General features: G+C 71.1%; 16 protein-coding genes. 7 read left to right on the top strand and 9 right to left on the bottom strand.

The genetic code is table 11. The annotated features are described in order from the left end of the window. Nucleotides 1-231: 231 nt before the first annotated feature. On the bottom strand, nt 232-1,611 hold the full coding sequence (locus K7G60_RS08105; RefSeq protein ID WP_225800123.1) for an aspartate aminotransferase family protein: 1,380 nt from the start codon (nt 1,609-1,611) through the stop codon (nt 232-234). After that, nucleotides 1,596-2,087, bottom strand: a complete 492-nt coding sequence (locus tag K7G60_RS08100; protein WP_030690618.1) for an Lrp/AsnC family transcriptional regulator — start codon at nt 2,085-2,087, stop codon at nt 1,596-1,598. The genes K7G60_RS08105 and K7G60_RS08100 overlap by 16 nt, the downstream gene beginning before the upstream one ends. 205 nt (nt 2,088-2,292) lie before the next feature. On the opposite strand from K7G60_RS08100, the gene K7G60_RS08095 reads away from it, so the two are divergent. From K7G60_RS08095 to K7G60_RS08080, 4 genes are all read left to right on the top strand, one after another. Then, the gene (locus K7G60_RS08095) at nt 2,293-3,729 is read left to right on the top strand and encodes a gamma-aminobutyraldehyde dehydrogenase (RefSeq protein ID WP_225800122.1); all 1,437 of its coding nucleotides are present in this window, start codon (nt 2,293-2,295) and stop codon (nt 3,727-3,729) included. Nucleotides 3,730-3,870: 141 nt separating this feature from the next. Continuing rightward, a complete protein-coding gene (locus K7G60_RS08090) occupies nt 3,871-5,034 on the top strand; it encodes a PotD/PotF family extracellular solute-binding protein (RefSeq protein WP_225800182.1) in 1,164 nt (387 codons plus the stop codon). Between the two features lie 11 nt (nt 5,035-5,045). Then, a complete protein-coding gene (locus tag K7G60_RS08085; protein ID WP_225800121.1) occupies nt 5,046-5,576 on the top strand; it encodes an HXXEE domain-containing protein in 531 nt (176 codons plus the stop codon). A 63-nt stretch (nt 5,577-5,639) separates the two neighbouring features. Beyond that, nucleotides 5,640-6,161, top strand: coding sequence for a hypothetical protein (locus tag K7G60_RS08080; RefSeq protein ID WP_225800120.1), 522 nt, complete (start codon nt 5,640-5,642; stop codon nt 6,159-6,161). Here the strand turns inward: K7G60_RS08080 and K7G60_RS08075 are convergent. The 6 genes from K7G60_RS08075 to K7G60_RS08050 form a co-directional block, all read right to left on the bottom strand. Next, on the bottom strand, nt 6,143-7,306 hold the full coding sequence (locus K7G60_RS08075; protein ID WP_225800119.1) for a serine hydrolase: 1,164 nt from the start codon (nt 7,304-7,306) through the stop codon (nt 6,143-6,145). The genes K7G60_RS08080 and K7G60_RS08075 overlap by 19 nt on opposite strands. A 96-nt stretch (nt 7,307-7,402) precedes the next feature. Then, nucleotides 7,403-8,107, bottom strand: a complete 705-nt coding sequence (locus K7G60_RS08070) for a response regulator transcription factor (RefSeq protein WP_225800118.1) — start codon at nt 8,105-8,107, stop codon at nt 7,403-7,405. Further along, complete coding sequence (locus tag K7G60_RS08065; protein WP_225800117.1) at nt 8,104-9,252, bottom strand: sensor histidine kinase; 1,149 nt, start codon at nt 9,250-9,252, stop codon at nt 8,104-8,106. Before K7G60_RS08065 ends, K7G60_RS08070 begins: the two co-directional genes overlap by 4 nt. Beyond that, the gene (locus K7G60_RS08060) at nt 9,252-10,037 is read right to left on the bottom strand and encodes an SAM-dependent methyltransferase (RefSeq protein ID WP_225800116.1); all 786 of its coding nucleotides are present in this window, start codon (nt 10,035-10,037) and stop codon (nt 9,252-9,254) included. The genes K7G60_RS08065 and K7G60_RS08060 overlap by 1 nt, the downstream gene beginning before the upstream one ends. Next, nucleotides 10,034-10,723, bottom strand: a complete 690-nt coding sequence (locus tag K7G60_RS08055; RefSeq protein WP_225800115.1) for a glycerophosphodiester phosphodiesterase — start codon at nt 10,721-10,723, stop codon at nt 10,034-10,036. Before K7G60_RS08055 ends, K7G60_RS08060 begins: the two co-directional genes overlap by 4 nt. A gap of 19 nt (nt 10,724-10,742) precedes the next feature. Further along, entirely contained in the window at nt 10,743-11,774 is a 1,032-nt protein-coding gene (locus tag K7G60_RS08050) for an adenosine deaminase (protein ID WP_225800114.1), read from the bottom strand. Nucleotides 11,775-11,849: 75 nt separating this feature from the next. Between K7G60_RS08050 and K7G60_RS08045 the strand changes: the two genes are divergently transcribed. After that, the gene (locus K7G60_RS08045) at nt 11,850-12,521 is read left to right on the top strand and encodes a DUF4190 domain-containing protein (RefSeq protein ID WP_225800113.1); all 672 of its coding nucleotides are present in this window, start codon (nt 11,850-11,852) and stop codon (nt 12,519-12,521) included. Between the two features lie 60 nt (nt 12,522-12,581). On the opposite strand, the gene K7G60_RS08040 is transcribed toward K7G60_RS08045, so the two are convergent. Next, nucleotides 12,582-13,130, bottom strand: a complete 549-nt coding sequence (locus K7G60_RS08040) for an NADAR family protein (RefSeq protein ID WP_225800112.1) — start codon at nt 13,128-13,130, stop codon at nt 12,582-12,584. 175 nt (nt 13,131-13,305) lie between these two features. Here K7G60_RS08040 and K7G60_RS08035 point away from each other — a divergent pair, with 175 nt between their 5' ends. Both K7G60_RS08035 and K7G60_RS08030 read left to right on the top strand, forming a co-directional pair. Then, nucleotides 13,306-14,820, top strand: coding sequence for a gamma-aminobutyraldehyde dehydrogenase (locus K7G60_RS08035; RefSeq protein ID WP_225800111.1), 1,515 nt, complete (start codon nt 13,306-13,308; stop codon nt 14,818-14,820). A 50-nt stretch (nt 14,821-14,870) separates the two neighbouring features. Next, the gene (locus K7G60_RS08030; protein WP_225800110.1) at nt 14,871-16,118 is read left to right on the top strand and encodes a PotD/PotF family extracellular solute-binding protein; all 1,248 of its coding nucleotides are present in this window, start codon (nt 14,871-14,873) and stop codon (nt 16,116-16,118) included. Nucleotides 16,119-16,122 lie beyond the last annotated feature (4 nt).

Genomic DNA, 16,122 nt, shown 5'->3' with positions numbered 1-16,122 from the left:
TACACCTCGATGTCGGATCCGATATCGCCTACCCCCGTCCGGGGGAACGAAGGGACGGGCCTGTCGGTCACTCGGCACCGTAAGGATTCAGATCCGGTTGTACGGACAGCACACGGCCCGGGCCGCCGCCATCCACTCGGATGGCGGCACGCCCGGGCCGTGGGGGTCACGCCGTGAGGGCGGCGTGATGCTGGAGGGGACCGCCGTGGTTCGGTCCTCGCAGCCCCGTGCTTACAGCTTGGTCCACGCCTCGGTGAGCACGTTGCGCAGGATGCCCTCGATCTCGTCGAAGGTGCCCTGGTCGGCGATCAGCGGCGGGGCCAGCTGGATGACCGGGTCGCCACGGTCGTCGGCGCGGCAGTACAGGCCGGCGTCGTACAGCGCCTTGGAGAGGAAGCCGTACAGGACGCGCTCCACCTCTTCGTCGTTGAAGGACTCCTTGGTGGCCTTGTCCTTGACGAGCTCGATGCCGTAGAAGAAGCCGTTGCCGCGGACGTCGCCGACGATCGGCAGGTCGTGCAGCTTCGACAGCGTCGAGAAGAAGGCGCCCTCGTTGTCCAGCACGTGCTGGTTGAGGCCCTCCTTGTCGAAGATGTCGAGGTTCGCCAGGGCCACGGCCGAGGAGACCGGGTGGCCGCCGAAGGTGTAGCCGTGCAGGAAGGTGTTGTCGCCCTTGTAGAACGGCTCCGCGATGCGGTCCGAGACGATGCAGGCGCCGATCGGGGAGTAGCCCGAGGTCATGCCCTTGGCGCAGGTGATCATGTCCGGCACGTAGCCGAACTTGTCACAGGCGAACATCGTGCCGAGGCGGCCGAAGGCGCAGATCGTCTCGTCGGAGACGAGCAGCACGTCGTACTGGTCGCAGATCTCGCGGACGCGCTGGAAGTAGCCGGGCGGCGGCGGGAAGCAGCCACCGGCGTTCTGCACGGGCTCCAGGAAGACGGCCGCGACGGTGTCGGGGCCCTCGAAGAGGATCTGCTGCTCGATCTGGTCGGCGGCCCAGCGGCCGAAGGCCTCGGGGTCGTCGCCGTGGATCGGGGCGCGGTAGAGGTTGGTGTTCGGCACCTTGTGCGCGCCGGGGACCAGCGGCTCGAAGGGGGCCTTGAGGGCCGGCAGGCCGGTGATGGACAGGGCGCCCTGCGGGGTGCCGTGGTAGGCGACCGCACGCGAGATGACCTTGTACTTGGTGTGCTTGCCCTGCAGCTTGAAGTACTGCTTGGCGAGCTTCCAGGCGGTCTCGACGGCCTCGCCGCCACCGGTGGTGAAGAAGACCTTGTTGAGGTCGCCCGGGGCGTAGCCGGCCAGACGCTCGGCGAGCTCGACGGCCTTGGGGTGCGCGTACGACCACACGGGGAAGAACGCGAGCTCCTGGGCCTGCTTGTACGCGACCTCGGCCAGCTCCTGGCGGCCGTGTCCGGCGTTGACCACGAAGAGACCCGCGAGACCGTCGAGGTAGCGCTTGCCCTTGTCGTCGAAGATGTAGGTGCCCTCACCACGGACGATGGTGGGAACGGGCGAGTTCTCGTACGACGACATGCGGGTGAAGTGCATCCACAGGTGGTCGTAGGCGGTCTTGGAGAGGTCCTGGGTCACGGTTATCGAGTTCCCCACATATAGGTCTGCTTCTTGAGCTTGAGGTAGACGAAGCTCTCGGTGGAGCGCACGCCGGGCAGGGTGCGGATGCGCTTGTTGATCACATCCAGCAGGTGATCGTCGTCCTCGCAGACGATCTCCACCATGAGGTCGAAGGAGCCCGCGGTCATCACCACGTACTCGCACTCGGCCATGGCCGTCAGTGCCTCCGCGACCGGATCCAGGTCACCCTCGACGTTGATGCCGACCATCGCCTGCCGTCGGAAACCCACGGTGAGGGGGTCGGTGACGGCGACGATCTGCATGACGCCCTGGTCGAGCAGCTTCTGGACGCGCTGCCTCACGGCCGCTTCGGAGAGGCCGACGGCCTTTCCGATGGCGGCGTAGGGGCGGCGACCGTCCTCCTGGAGCTGCTTGATGATCGCCAGGGAGACGGCGTCGATCGTCGGGGACGAACCGGTTCCGGTTCTGGGGTCTGTGCTTCGACTGGCCACGACTTCACTGTGCACCGAGATTGTCAGTCATGCAAGCCCGAACTGATGAAATTCGTTGTGAAGCGCTCTTGATCTCACTGAATCCGAAGTTGAGGGGGGCTGGGGCTGTTGAAAGCGTCAGTGAACCGATTAGGCTGGGGTGTCTCGTCCATCGGGACACCGCACAAGGACGTGCGAAGACAGAACGTGACAGGAGGGGTGGCAAGTGACCACCGAGCTGCGCCGGCTGCGTAACTACATCAACGGGGAGTTCCGCGACGCGGCCGACGGCCGCACCATCGACGTGGTCAACCCGGCCACGGGCGAGGTGTACGCCACCTCCCCGCTCTCGGGGCAGGCCGACGTCGACGCCGCCATGGAGGCCGCCGCGGCCGCCTTCCCCGCCTGGCGTGACAGCACGCCGTCCGAGCGCCAGAAGGTGCTCCTCAAGATCGCGGACGCCTTCGAGGAGCGCGCCGAGGAGCTCATCGCCGCCGAGGTCGAGAACACCGGCAAGCCGGTCGCCCTCACCGCCAGCGAAGAGATCCCGCCGATGGTGGACCAGATCCGCTTCTTCGCCGGTGCCGCCCGGCTGCTCGAGGGCCGCTCGGCCGGCGAGTACATGGAGGGCATGACCTCCATCGTCCGCCGCGAGCCGGTCGGCGTCTGCGCGCAGGTCGCGCCGTGGAACTACCCGATGATGATGGCCGTGTGGAAGTTCGCCCCGGCGCTCGCCGCGGGCAACACCGTCGTCCTCAAGCCCTCGGACACGACCCCCGCGTCGACCGTCCTGATGGCCGAGATCATCGGCTCGATCGTCCCCAAGGGCGTCTTCAACGTCGTCTGCGGCGACCGCGAGACGGGCAAGGCCATGGTCGAGCACCCGACCCCGGCGATGGCCTCCATCACCGGCTCGGTCCGCGCCGGCATGCAGGTCGCCGAGTCGGCGGCCAAGGACGTCAAGCGCGTCCACCTGGAGCTGGGCGGCAAGGCCCCGGTCGTCGTCTTCGAGGACACCGACATCGAGAAGGCCGTCGAGGACATCTCGGTCGCCGGCTTCTTCAACGCCGGCCAGGACTGTACGGCCGCGACCCGTGTCCTCGTGCACGAGTCCATCCACGACGAGTTCGTCGCCGCCCTCGCCAAGGCCGCCGCCGAGACGAAGACGGGTCAGCCGGACGACGAGGACGTGCTCTACGGCCCGCTCAACAACGCCAACCAGCTGAAGCAGGTCACCGGCTTCATCGACCGCCTCCCGGCCCACGCCAAGGTCGAGGCCGGCGGTCACCGCGTCGGCGACAAGGGCTACTTCTACGCCCCGACCGTCGTCTCCGGCCTCAAGCAGGACGACGAGATCGTGCAGAACGAGGTCTTCGGCCCGGTCATCACCGTCCAGTCCTTCACGGACGAGGCCCAGGCCCTGGAGTTCGCGAACGGCGTCGAGTACGCCCTCGCCTCCTCCGTCTGGACCAAGGACCACGCGCGCGCGATGCGCATGTCCAAGGCCCTCGACTTCGGCTGCGTGTGGATCAACACCCACATCCCGCTCGTCGCCGAGATGCCCCACGGCGGCTACAAGAAGTCCGGCTACGGCAAGGACCTCTCCGCCTACGGCTTCGAGGACTACACGCGCATCAAGCACGTCATGACCTCCCTGGGCTGATCCCGCCCCGACCCCGCGCGGCCCCGGCACCTTGATCGACAGGGTGTCGGGGCCGCGCGCCGTCGCTCGACGGACCGTCCATTGCCGCGGGTCGCGGCGGACCGGGATGCTGCCGGGGTGAGAGCGACAGCCAGGAAACACATCTCCCGAAGGTCCCTGCTGCGCGGCATCGGCGGTGCGGGAGCCGCGACCCTGCTCGCCGGATGCGGGGTCCCCGCCGCCTTCGTCGAGGAGGGCGACCGGACCGGCCGGGACCTCTCGGCGCGCGACCGCGCGCTCGACTTCGCCAACTGGCCGCTCTACATCGACACCGATGACGACGACGCGTCGAAGCGGCCGACCCTGGACGCCTTCCGGAGGCGGACCGGGATCTCCGTGCGGTACACCGAGGAGATCAACGACAACGACGAGTTCTTCGGCAAGATCGGCCCGTCCCTGATGAACCGCCAGGAGACCGGGCGCGACCTGATCGTCGTCAGCGACTGGATGGCCGCCCGCTTCGTCCGCCTCGGCTGGGTCCAGGAGATGGACCGCGCCGCCCAGCCGAACGTCACGCGCCACATCGACCCCCAGCTGAACTCGCCCGCCTTCGACCCCGGGCGGCTGCACAGCGTGCCCTGGCAGTCCGGGATCACCGGCATCGCGTACAACCGGAAGAAGCTCGGCCGGGAACTGCGCTCCACCAAGGAGCTGTGGGCCGACGACCTGCGCGGCAGGGTCACCCTGCTGTCCGGCCTCGACGAGTCCTTCGCCCTGCTCATGCTGGGCGAGGGCGTCGACGTGACGCGGTGGACCGGAGACGACTTCCACGCCCTGTGCGAGCGGATCGAGGGGCTCGTCCGGAGCGGGCACATCCGGCGCTTCACCGGGAACGACTACATCAAGGACCTGTCCACCGGCGACGTCCTCGCCTGCCAGGCGTACTCCGGCGACGTCATCCAGCTCCAGGCCGACAACCCGGACATCGAGTTCGTCGTCCCCGAGGAGGGCGCCGAACTGTGGGCCGAGTCCCTCATGGTGCCCAACCTCGCCCGGCACAAGTCCAACGCCGAGAAGCTCGTCGACTACTACTACGAGCCCGAGGTCGCCGCCGAACTCGCCGCCTGGGTCAACTACGTCTGCCCGGTGCCGGCCGCGCGGGACGTCCTCGCGGACTCCGGCGACGAGGAGCTCGCGGCCCTCGCCGAGGACCCGCTGATCTTCCCGGACGCCGCCATGCGAGGACGGCTCGCGATCGCCCGGGACATCACCACCGGGGAGCGCCGGGAGTTCGCGAAGCGGTGGAACTCGATCGTGGGGCTGTGAGTTGGGCGGATGTGACCACTGAGCACACGAATCCCCTTGTGACCTATGGCCTGTTCCTCGCCTGGGCCGTGCACGACGCCGAGGAGCTGGCCCGCGGACCGCGCTGGGTCCGGGAGAACCTGCCGGCGCTGCGCGAGCGCTTCCCCGGAGTGCCGGAGCGGGTGTGGAAGGCCGTCGGGTCCGTCGACGAGCGTGAATTCGCCGCCGCCGTAGGGGTGATGGCGGTGATCGTCGGCGCGGCGGCCGTGGCGGGTGCGCGCTCCGGCGGCCGCTCCGCCTTCTACCAGGGCGCGGTGAACGGCTTCGGGCTGCACGGGCTGGTCCACCTCGCGCAGGCCGTCGCCGCACGGGACGTGACCCCCGGCGCGGCCACCTCGCCGTTCGTGGTCGTCCCCTTCTCCCTGTGGGCCCGCGGCCGGCTGCGGCGGGCCGGGGTGCTGCGACCGGCCGGCGCCGGGGGAGTGGTGGCGGGGCTCGTGGTGGCGGCGGGGGCGACGGTGGTGTCGCACGCCGTCGGCCGGAGGCTCGCCGCCCGGTTCTGAACGCGCTCAAAAAATGCGGCCCCCGACTTCTGAACGCGTTCAAGACAGGCGTACGCTGTGCCCATGAGCGACACGAACGGGCCGAGAGCCCTTCTCACGCACATCCGCGCCTGGCTGATCGTCTTCGTCGTCTGCCTGGTCCTGAGCGGGGCCACCGCCTTCCCGCTCGTCACCGAACTGCGGCTCCTCGACTCCGCCCTGACCGGCTGGGCCTCGCCCGTGGCCGACCTGTTCCCCAGTCTCGCCGAGTGGATCCACCGGGTACGGGAGGGACTCGCGACCGCCGACGCGCAGGCGCCGTACCTGCTCTACGGCACCGACTGGCTCGCCTTCGCCCACCTCGTCATCGCGGTCGCCTTCTACGGCCCGTACCGCGACCCCGTCCGCAATATCTGGGTCGTCGAGTTCGGCATGATCGCCTGCGTCGGCATCATCCCGCTCGCCCTGATCTGCGGGCCGATCCGGGACATCCCCTTCTGGTGGTCGGTCATCGACATGTCGTTCGGCGTCGTCGGCATCCTGCCGCTGCTCCACGTACGCCGGATGATCAAGCGCCTGGAGGCGGCTCAGTCGGGCAGGCCGTAGGCCGCCACCATCAGGCGGAGGGCCGTCGGATTCATGTCCTGGCCCTTGGCATCGGTCGAGTTGACGCTGTAGACCAGGGTCCGCTCCCCGTGGCGGGTCGACGCGACGGCCGCGTTGTAGCCCCAGCGCCCGCCCGTCTTGCCCCACACCTCACGGCCGCCCAGCCTCTTCATCGACAGGCCGACGGAGTACGCGGCCGGGGCGCCGGACGTGAAGTCGGGGACCTCCGGCAGCGTGAACATCTCCTCCAGGAGCGGACCGCGCACCACACCGCCCGCGAACAGGACCCGGGTGAAGCGCTCCAGGTCGGCGGTGGTCGAGACGAGGTCCCCCGCCGCCCAGCCGTCCGTCGTCCCCCACACCGAGACGTCGCGCAGGCCCGTCGTGCCGTCGTCCAGCCGCATCGTCTGGTAGCCGTGGTTGTACGGGCCGGTGATCTCGGGCGCCCCGCCCGGGAAGTACGTGTCACGGAGACCCAGCGGCTGCAGGATCCGCCGCTCCACCTGGTGCTCGTACGAGTCGCCCGTGACCCGCTCCACGATCAGGCCGGCGATCGTGTACCCGATGTTCAGGTAGTGCTGCCTCGTGCCCGGGCGGAACTCGCGGGGCTGCGCCGTCGCCGAGCGGACCAGCTCCTGCGGGGTGTGGACGGCGAACCGGTTCGCGTACCACTCCTCGACCGTCCCGCCCGGCACGCCGGCGGCCGGGATGCCGTGGGTGTGGTTCAGGAGCTGACGGACGGTCACCCGGGCGTAGCGGCCGGGGATCAGGTCCGGGAGGTACGCGCGGGCCGGCCGGTCCAGATCGATCCGGCCCTCGGCGGCCAGCTGGAGGACGGTCGCCGCCGTGAACACCTTCGTCACCGAACCGGCCCGGAAACGGGCGGCCGGGTCCGCCGGGGCGTTCGTCTCCAGGTCGTGCACGCCCGCGCTGCCCCGCCAGGACCCCTCGGTGCCGCCGACCCGGACCAGCGCGGCCGTCGCGTCGGCGCGGGGGAGCCCCGCGATGACCGCCGACAGGTCGGGCGCCGAGGCCTGCGCGGCCGCCGCCGGCTGCGGCGCGGCGAAGGCGGGGGTGAGCGCGGGGCCCGCGGCGACGCCCAGGGCCAGGGCGGCGGCGAGCAGGGTGCGGGTGGACTTCCGCATGGTCAACTCCGTTGGTGTGGGCCGTTGTTCCCGATGGCCCCATCCTGCTGACCGGCGGCGATCCGCGGATCGCCCGCACCGGCGGTCTTCGGCCGGTCAGTTCCTCCCCGGCGAGGGGGAGGGACCGGCGCCCGCGCCTCCCCCGGGCGGGGGAGAGCCCGCGGCGACCAGCCCCGTCTCGTACGCGCAGATCACCGCCTGGATGCGGTCCCGCAGCCCCAGCTTGGCCAGCACGTTGCCCACGTGCGTCTTCACCGTGTGGTCGCTGACCACCAGCTCCGCCGCGATCTCCGCGTTCGACAGGCCCCGGGCGAGCAGCAGCAGCGTCTCCCGCTCCCGCGCCGTCAGGACGTCGAGCCGGGGATCGGCGCGGCGCGGACCCCCCGTCGTGTACTGCTCCACGAGGCGCCGCGCCACGGACGGCGCGAGCAGCGAGTCGCCCGCCGCCACCACCCGTACCGCGTGCACGAGGTCGTCCCGCCGCACGTCCTTGAGGAGGAAACCGCTCGCGCCCGCGTGCAGCGCCTCGTACACGTACGCGTCGGTGTCGAAGGTCGTCAGCATCACCGTCCGGCACCCGGACTCCGCGCCGATCGCCCGACAGGCCTCGATGCCGTCGGTCCCGGGCATCCGGATGTCGAGCAGCGCCACGTCCGGGGCGAGCCGGCGCACCGCCTCGACGGCCTCCGTCCCGTCCCCGGCCTCCGCCACCACCTCGATGTCCGGCTGCGCGTCCAGGATCATCGCGAAGCCGCTGCGCACCAGTTCCTGGTCGTCCGCGACCACCACCCGGATCGTCATCCCTCCCCCTCCCGCACGGGCAGCAGGACCCGCACCTCGAATCCCCGGCCGCCCGGACCCGGGCCCGCCTCCGCCGTCCCGCCGTGCGCGGCGGCCCGCTCCCGGACGCCCACCAGACCGTGCCCGCCGGGACCGCCCTGCGGGCCGCGCCCGTCGTCGGTCACCGTGACCCGCAGGACGCCGTCGGCGTGGGCGAGCCGGACGTCGACCGTACGGGCCCGCGCGTGCTTCACCACGTTCGTCAGCGCCTCCTGCACGATCCGGTAGACGCTCGCCCCGGTCGCCGCGGGCAGCGCCCGCACCCCGCCCTCCGTCGCGTACCCGACGGTCAGACCACCCGCCCGCACCCGCTCCAGGAGACCCGGGAGGTCGGCGAGGTCCGGCTGGGGCTCGCGGGGCGCCGCCGACTCGCCGCCCTCGCGCAGCAGCCCCAGCATCTGCCGCAGCTGGACCATCGCCTCCCGGCCCGTCTCCGAGATCGCCTCGAACGCGGCCTCCGCGCGCTCCGGCGCGGCCCGCACCGCGACCGGACCCGCCTCCGCCTGCACCACCATCAGGCTCACCGCGTGCGACAGGATGTCGTGCATCTCCCGCGCGATCCTGGCCCGTTCCCGCGCGGCCGCCCGCTCGGCCTCCACCCGCTGCGCCCGCTGCCGGGCGTCCGTGAGCCGTCCGAAGACATAGGCGGCGCCGAACACGAAGAGCGAGAAGGTGAGTTCGCGCGCCGACCGGGTGTTGAGCCACACCGAGACCGGCACCGCGACCACCATGAGCCCCGCCGTCACGAGCCGCTTCCAGCCCGGCGACAGCACGGCGACCGTGTAGACGCCGACGAGCCCGGTGTACGGCAGCGGCTGCCCGGGGCCCTCCAGAGCCAGCTTGTACAGCGCGCTCGCCGCCAGGATCGCGAGCAGCACGGCGAGCGGCGCGCGCCGCCGCCAGACCAGCGGCACCACGGTCAGCGTCGTCAGCCCGTACGCCGGCCAGGTCGCCGGTTCGAGCTCGGGCCCGCGCGGCACCACGAACGGCATCGTCATCGCCGCCTGCACCAGCAGCGCGATCCCGGTGTCCACCGCCCACGGGTTCGCCGCGCCCCAGGTCCGCGCCCGCTCCCACCCGCCGCGCACGTCCCCCCGTATGCCCATTACGGCTTGCGGCCCACCGCGCCGAACTGCGCCACCACGTGCGTCTCCTGCGAGGAGGGCCGCCAGCGCGAGCAGGAGACGACGCCCGGCTCCAGCAGGTCGAGGCCCTCGAAGAACGAGGTGAACTCCTCCCGGGTGCGGGCGGTGATCGGCGGGGTCGCGTTCTCGTTCCAGAAGGCCATCGCGGCCTTGTTGCCCTCGCCGCCGAGCTCCGGCTCCAGCGTCGGGTGGGTCAGCACCAGATGGCTGCCCGAGGGCACGGCGGCCATCAGGGTCCGCACGATCGACCGGGCCTCGTCGGTGTCCAGGACGAAGTTGAGGATGCCGAGCATCATCACCGCGACCGGGCGGGACAGGTCCAGGGTCTCGGCGGCCGCCGCGACGATCCGCTCCGGGTCGTGGGCGTCGGCGTCCACGTACTCGGTGACGCCCTCCGGCGCGCTCGTCAGCAGCGCGCGGGCGTGCGTCAGGACGATCGGGTCGTTGTCGACGTAGACGATCCGGGAGTCGGGCGCGATCCGCTGCGCCACCTCGTGGGTGTTGTCCGCGGTCGGCAGGCCCGTGCCGATGTCCAGGAACTGGCGGACGCCCGCCTCGGCGGCCAGATGGGTCACCGCCCGCCCGAGGAACGCGCGGTCCGCGCGCGCCACTTCGCCGATGCTCGGATAGAAGCCGGTGACGGTGTCGCCGACCCCGCGGTCCACCGGGTAGTTGTCCTTCCCGCCCAACCAGTAGTTCCACACCCGGGCGTTGTGGGCGATGTCGGTCCTGATCCGGTCGTTCACGCGCGGGCCTTTCGCAGCAGGGCGGCGAGGGTGTCGACACGATTCGTGGTGATCGCGTCGACCCCGGTCAAGATCAGCTTACGCATGGTGCGCGCGGTGTCCGCCGTCCAGGTCGAGACGAGCAGCCCGTCCCGGTGGACCCGCGCGGTCAGCTCCCGGCTCACCAGTCCGAAGCGGTAGTTGAGCCACCGCGGCCGCACGGCGTCGAGCAGCACAGGCCGGGGCGGGGCGAGCGTGGTCCAGGTCAGGGCGATCTCGGCGGCCGGGTCGGCGGCCCGCACCTGGAGCATGGCGACGGAACCCGCGCAGTAGTAGACGCGCTCCCCGGCCCCGCACTCGCGGACCGTGCCGACGATCCGGCGGACCGAGTCCTCGTTCCCGCCGGGCAGGTCCAGCATCAGCCGGCGGTCCCCGGCGGCGAGCAGCGCGTCGCGGAGGGTCGGCACCTCGCCGCGGGTCAGTTCGCGCAGCCGCTCGTGCGTGAGGCCGGCGAGCGGCAGGTCGTGGCCCCACAGGCGCTTCAGGGTGTCGTCGTGGAGCAGGACGGGCACCCCGTCCTTCGTCAGCCGGACGTCGACCTCGACGGCGTCCGCCCCCCGCTCGATCGCCGAGGCGATCGAGGGGAGCGTGTTCTCGCGGACGCGATACGGATCGCCGCGGTGGCCTACGACAGTGACGGAGCGCATGGCCCCATTCTCGTCGCCGTCAGCGCGCCAGCCAGTCGTCCGTGTACGTGTCGATCTCGGCGGCGATCCGGGCCTTGCCGTCCGCGTCGAGGAACGAGGCCTCCACCGCGTTCTTGGCGAGGGCGGCGACACCGCGCTCGTCGAGGCCGAGGAGGCGGGCGGCGACGGCGTACTCGTTGTTGAGGTCCGTGCCGAACATCGGCGGGTCGTCGCTGTTGACCGTGACGAGGACGCCGGCGTCGACCATCTGCCGGATCGGGTGCTCCTCCAGGGTGGCGACGGCCCGGGTCGCGATGTTCGAGGTCGGGCAGACCTCCAGGGCGATGCGGTGCTCGGCGAGGTGCGCCAGCAGCTCGGGGTCCCGGACGGAGCTGGTGCCGTGGCCGATGCGCTCGGCGCCCAGGTCACGGATGGCGTCCCAGACGGTCTCCGGGCCGGTCGTCTCGCCCGCGTGCGGGACGGAGTGCAGGCCGGCCGCGCGGGCCAGGTCGAAGTACGGCTTGAACTGCGGGCGCGGCACCCCGATCTCCGGGCCGCCGAGACCGAAGGAGACCAGGCCCTCCGGACGCAGCCCGTCGGTGGTGGCGAGCCGCGCGGTCTCCTCGGCGGAGACGAGGCCGGCCTCGCCGGGGATGTCGAAGCACCAGCGCAGGATCGTGCCGAACTCGGCCTCGGCGGCCTTGCGGGCGTCCTCGATCGCCGCCATGAACGCGCGCTCGTCGATGCCGCGGCGGGTGGAGGAGTACGGCGTGATGGTCAGCTCGGCGTAGCGGATGTTCTGCCGGGCCATGTCGCGGGCGATCTCGAAGGTCAGCAGCCGGACGTCCTCGGGCGTGCGGACCAGGTCGACGACCGACAGGTAGACGTCGATGAAGTGGGCGAAGTCCGTGAACGTGAAGTAGTCGGCGAGCGCCTCCGGGTCCGTGGGGACCTTGGAGTCCGGGTGCCGGGCCGCGAGCTCGGCGACGATCCGGGGCGAGGCGGAGCCGACGTGGTGGACGTGCAGCTCGGCTTTGGGGAGTCCCGCGATGAAGGGGTGGAGATCGGTCATCGGATCATCGTAGGCCGGGCGGTTCCCCCGCAGGGGTGAGGCCGTAGCATGGCGTGACCACGATGGGGGAGGCCCATGTCTGACAACCGAGACCAGTCGCGGGGCGGGTACGACCCGACGGACCCGTGGGCTCCGCCGAACCGCGACGGGGTGGAACTGAGCAAGCCGGCGACGCCGTCGCCCTCGCCGGTGCACGACCAGCCGACCATGACGTCCTTCCCGGCCGCGCCGGGCGGGGACGTCCCGCCGCCCCCGGTCGCCCCCGGCGGCCCGGCGGCCACGCCGGGGTACGGCTACCCGGCGGCCACGCCACCGGCCGGCGGGTACGGCTACCCGGCGGCACCGACCCCGCCGCCGGCGGGCGGCTACGGTTCCCCGCCGCCCTACGGCTACGGCGCGCAGCCGGGGTGGGGCGCCCAGCCCGCCAACGGCATGGGGACGGCGGGCATGGTGCTCGGCATCATCGCCGTCGCGCTCTTCTGCCTCTACGGCGTGCCCAGCCTGGTCCTGGGCGTCCTCGCCCTGATCTTCTCGATCCTCGGCCGCAAGCGCGTCCAGCGCGGTGAGGCGACGAACAGCGGTCAGACGACCGCCGGCATCATCCTCGGCGCGATCGGCATCGTGATCGGCATCCTGTGGATCGTCTTCTGGGGATGGTTCATCGCCAACTACGAGCAGTTCGAGGAGAGCGGGTCGGGGTCGGACGATCCGTTCGCGTCGAGCCTGGTGGTCGAGAGCGGCCGCTGACGCCCGCACGAGCGCGCCAGGGCCCCGCACCCCGCCGAGGGGTGCGGGGCCCTTCGCGTCTCAGGCGGCGCGCAGCCGCTCCCGCGCCTCCATCAGGGCGAAGCCCAGCAGGTTGAGCCCGCGCCAGCGGGCCGGGTCGTGGGCGCGGGGGTCGTCGGCGGCGAGCCCGATGCCCCAGACGCGGTCCAGCGGGCTGGCCTCCACCAGGACGCGCTCGCCCGTGCCCAGGAGGTACGCGCGCAGGGCCTCGTCCGAGGAGAACTTGTGGACGCTGCCCTCCACGACGATCCCGAAGCGCTCCCGCTCCCAGACGGCGTCGTCGAAGCCGCGCACCAGCCGGCCCGCCTTCTTGGCCTCCGCGGGGGTGGGGGAGGTCAGCGCGGCCCGCTCGGCGTCCGCGTCCCGGAAGAGACGGGCCTTGGCGGCCATCATCCAGTGCTCGGCGGTCGCGTAGGTCACGCCGTCGACCGTGAAGGGCGCCGGCCACCACTGGCTCAGACAGCTCGCCGAGAGCCGCCCGTCGGGGTGCGGGCGGTGCCCCCAGAAGTGCAGCCATTTCACTCGGTCACCCCTCGTGACCTGCTGCGTCAGCTCTTCGATCTTGGTCATACATGCGAGTCTGGCATCCGCCACGGACACTCCGTACGGAGATTTTCCGGGCCCCTCGACACATGGTCGACCGATTCCGTCGCGTAACCAAAAGGCAACAACGGAATCCCTTGTTGCGTGCGTCTCACTCTGTCAGGATCGGCACTCAATTCGAGCTGGGACAACGGAGAGCGTCATGACCAACCGCTTCCAGGTGACGGACCGCTTCGCGGACGGCGCGCAGTACATCGGCGGAAGGCTCCGTGCCGGAACCTCAGGTCGGGAACACAGCGTGATCGACCCGGCGACGGGCAAGAGCGTCTACACGTACGCCCTCGCCTCCACCGCCGACGTGGACGAGGCCGTCGCCGCCGCCAAGGCCGCCTTCCCCGCCTGGGCGGGCGCCACCCCGGGCGAGCGCTCCGACGCGCTGCACCGCCTCGCCGGCGTCCTCGCCGAGTGGGCGGAGGACATCGCCCGGGTCGAGTCCCTCCAGTGCGGCAAGCCGCTCAAGCTCACCACCGAGTTCGACGTGCCGGGCACGATCGACAACACGGCCTTCTTCGCGGGGGCCGCCCGCCACCTCCAGGGCCAGTCGGCCGCCGAGTACACCGGCGACCACACCTCGTACGTCCGGCGCGAGCCGATCGGCGTCGTCGGCTCCATCGCCCCCTGGAACTACCCGCTCCAGATGGCCGCCTGGAAGATCCTCCCGGCGATCGCCGCCGGCAACACGATCGTCCTGAAGCCGGCCGAGCTCACCCCGCTGACCTCGCTGATGTTCGCGCAGGCGGCGAAGGAGGCCGGCATCCCCGACGGTGTGATCAACATCGTCAGCGGCTCCGGGCGGGTCGTCGGCGAGCACCTCGTCGGCCACTCCGACGTCGTCATGACCTCCTTCACCGGCTCCACCCCGGTCGGCAAGCGGGTCGCCGAGGTCGCCACCGCCACCGTGAAGCGGCTCCACCTCGAACTCGGCGGCAAGGCGCCCTTCCTCGTCTTCGACGACGCCGACCTGGAGGCCGCCGCCCAGGGCGCCGTCGCCGCCTCCCTCATCAACAGCGGCCAGGACTGCACCGCCGCCACGCGCGCGTACGTCCAGCGCCCGCTCTTCGACGCCTTCGTCGCACGGGTCGCCGAGCTCATGGAGACCGTCCGCGTCGGCGACCCCTTCGCGCCGGGCACCGACCTCGGTCCGCTCGTCAGCCACCGCCACCGCGACAGCGTCGCCGGCTTCGTCGAGCGCGCCCGCGGCTACGCCACGGTCGTCACCGGCGGCGAAGCCCCTGGTGGAGAGCTCGAGAACGGCGCATACTACCGTCCCACCCTGATCACCGGCGCCGCGCAGGACAGCGAGGTCGTGCAGTCGGAGATCTTCGGCCCGGTCCTGGTGGCCCTGCCCTTCGACGGCGACGACGAGGGCATCCGGCTCGCCAACGACACCCCCTACGGCCTCGCCGCCTCCGCGTGGAGCCGTGACGTCTACCGGGCCAACAGGGCCACCCGGGAGATCAAGGCGGGATGCGTGTGGGTCAACGACCACATCCCGATCATCAGCGAGATGCCCCACGGCGGCGCCAAGGCCTCCGGTTACGGAAAGGACATGTCGATGTACTCCTTCGAGGAGTACACGCAGGTCAAGCACGTGATGTTCGACAACACCGCGGTGGCGGCCAAGGACTGGCACCGCACGATCTTCGGGGACCGATAGCAGGCTCGCCGCCCGACCAGCGGCCCACCCATCCCGAAAGGGCACAGCGCATGGAGCAGTACGAGTCCGACAGCCTGTCCGCCGCGCAGCTGGCGGCGATACGGCGCAGCATGACGAGCGGACGGGGCGCCCTCAGCCGCCGTTCGATGCTGCGCGCGGGCGGCGTCGGCGCGCTCACGGTCGGCGGTCTCGCCGGCCTGAGTGCCTGTGGCATCCCGCCGGCCAAGCGGGAAGGCCAGGGGCCCGCGTCCATCGACGTGTCGGCCAAGGAGAAGACCGTCGCCTTCTCCAACTGGACCGAGTACATGGACGTCAGCGAGGACGAGAAGTCCCGCCCGACCCTGGAGGCCTTCGCCAAACGCACCGGGATCAAGGTCAAGTACACCGAGGACATCAACGACAACGTCGAGTTCTTCGGCAAGATCAAGCCGCAGCTCGCGGCCGGCCAGGACACCGGCCGCGACCTGATCTGCGTCACCGACTGGCTCGCCGCCCGCATCATCCGGCTCGGCTGGGCGCAGAAGCTCGACCCGGCCAACCTCCCCAACGCGTACGCGAACCTGTCCGCCCAGTTCCGCCGCCCCGACTGGGACCCGGGCCGGTCCTACTCGTACCCGTGGACGGGCATCTCGACCGTCATCGCCTACAACGCCAAGGCGACCGGCGGAAAGAAGGTCGACTCGGTCACCCAGCTCCTCGACGACCCCTCGCTCAAGGGCCGGGTCGGCTTCCTCACCGAGATGCGCGACTCCGTCGGCATGACCCTGCTCGACATGGGCAAGGACCCGGGGAGCTTCACGGACGCCGACTACGACGCGGCCATCGGGCGCCTCCAGAAGGGCGTCGACAAGAAGCAGATCCGCCGCTTCACCGGCAACGACTACACCTCCGACCTGGACAAGGGCGACATCGCGGCCTGCCTCGCCTGGGCCGGCGACATCATCCAGCTCCAGGCGGACAACCCGGACATCAAGTTCTCCATCCCGTCCGCCGGTTACATCACCTCCAGCGACAACCTGCTCGTCCCCGCGCAGGCCCGGCACAAGACGAACGCCGAGAAGCTCATCGACTACTACTACGAGCTTCCCGTCGCCGCCCAGCTCGCCGCGTACATCAACTACGTCTGCCCCGTCGACGGGGTGAAGGACGAGCTCACCAAGATCGACCCCGAGCTCGCGAACAACACGCTGATCCTCCCGGACAAGGCCATGGCCAAGAAGTCGCACGCCTTCCGCTCGCTCAGCAGCGCGGAGGAGACGGCGTACGAGGAGAAGTTCGCCAAGCTCATCGGCGCCTGAGTCC

This window comes from Streptomyces sp. NK15101 (assembly GCF_020400725.1).
GTDB lineage: Bacteria > Actinomycetota > Actinomycetes > Streptomycetales > Streptomycetaceae > Streptomyces.
Note: the sequence above shows the minus strand (reverse complement) of the source record. Positions and strands in the feature narration are given on the sequence as shown.

What these genes read in the sequence shown, in the direction of transcription:
- K7G60_RS08080 (WP_225800120.1), top strand. Translation starts at nt 5,640, where the DNA reads ATGAGCGACACGAACGGGCCGAGAGCCCTTCTCACGCACATCCGCGCC.
- K7G60_RS08075 (WP_225800119.1), bottom strand. Translation starts at nt 7,306, where the DNA reads ATGCGGAAGTCCACCCGCACCCTGCTCGCCGCCGCCCTGGCCCTGGGC.
- K7G60_RS08070 (WP_225800118.1), bottom strand. Translation starts at nt 8,107, where the DNA reads ATGACGATCCGGGTGGTGGTCGCGGACGACCAGGAACTGGTGCGCAGC.
- K7G60_RS08065 (WP_225800117.1), bottom strand. Translation starts at nt 9,252, where the DNA reads ATGGGCATACGGGGGGACGTGCGCGGCGGGTGGGAGCGGGCGCGGACC.
- K7G60_RS08055 (WP_225800115.1), bottom strand. Translation starts at nt 10,723, where the DNA reads ATGCGCTCCGTCACTGTCGTAGGCCACCGCGGCGATCCGTATCGCGTC.
- K7G60_RS08050 (WP_225800114.1), bottom strand. Translation starts at nt 11,774, where the DNA reads ATGACCGATCTCCACCCCTTCATCGCGGGACTCCCCAAAGCCGAGCTG.
- K7G60_RS08045 (WP_225800113.1), top strand. Translation starts at nt 11,850, where the DNA reads ATGTCTGACAACCGAGACCAGTCGCGGGGCGGGTACGACCCGACGGAC.
- K7G60_RS08040 (WP_225800112.1), bottom strand. Translation starts at nt 13,130, where the DNA reads ATGACCAAGATCGAAGAGCTGACGCAGCAGGTCACGAGGGGTGACCGA.
- K7G60_RS08035 (WP_225800111.1), top strand. Translation starts at nt 13,306, where the DNA reads ATGACCAACCGCTTCCAGGTGACGGACCGCTTCGCGGACGGCGCGCAG.
- K7G60_RS08030 (WP_225800110.1), top strand. Translation starts at nt 14,871, where the DNA reads ATGGAGCAGTACGAGTCCGACAGCCTGTCCGCCGCGCAGCTGGCGGCG.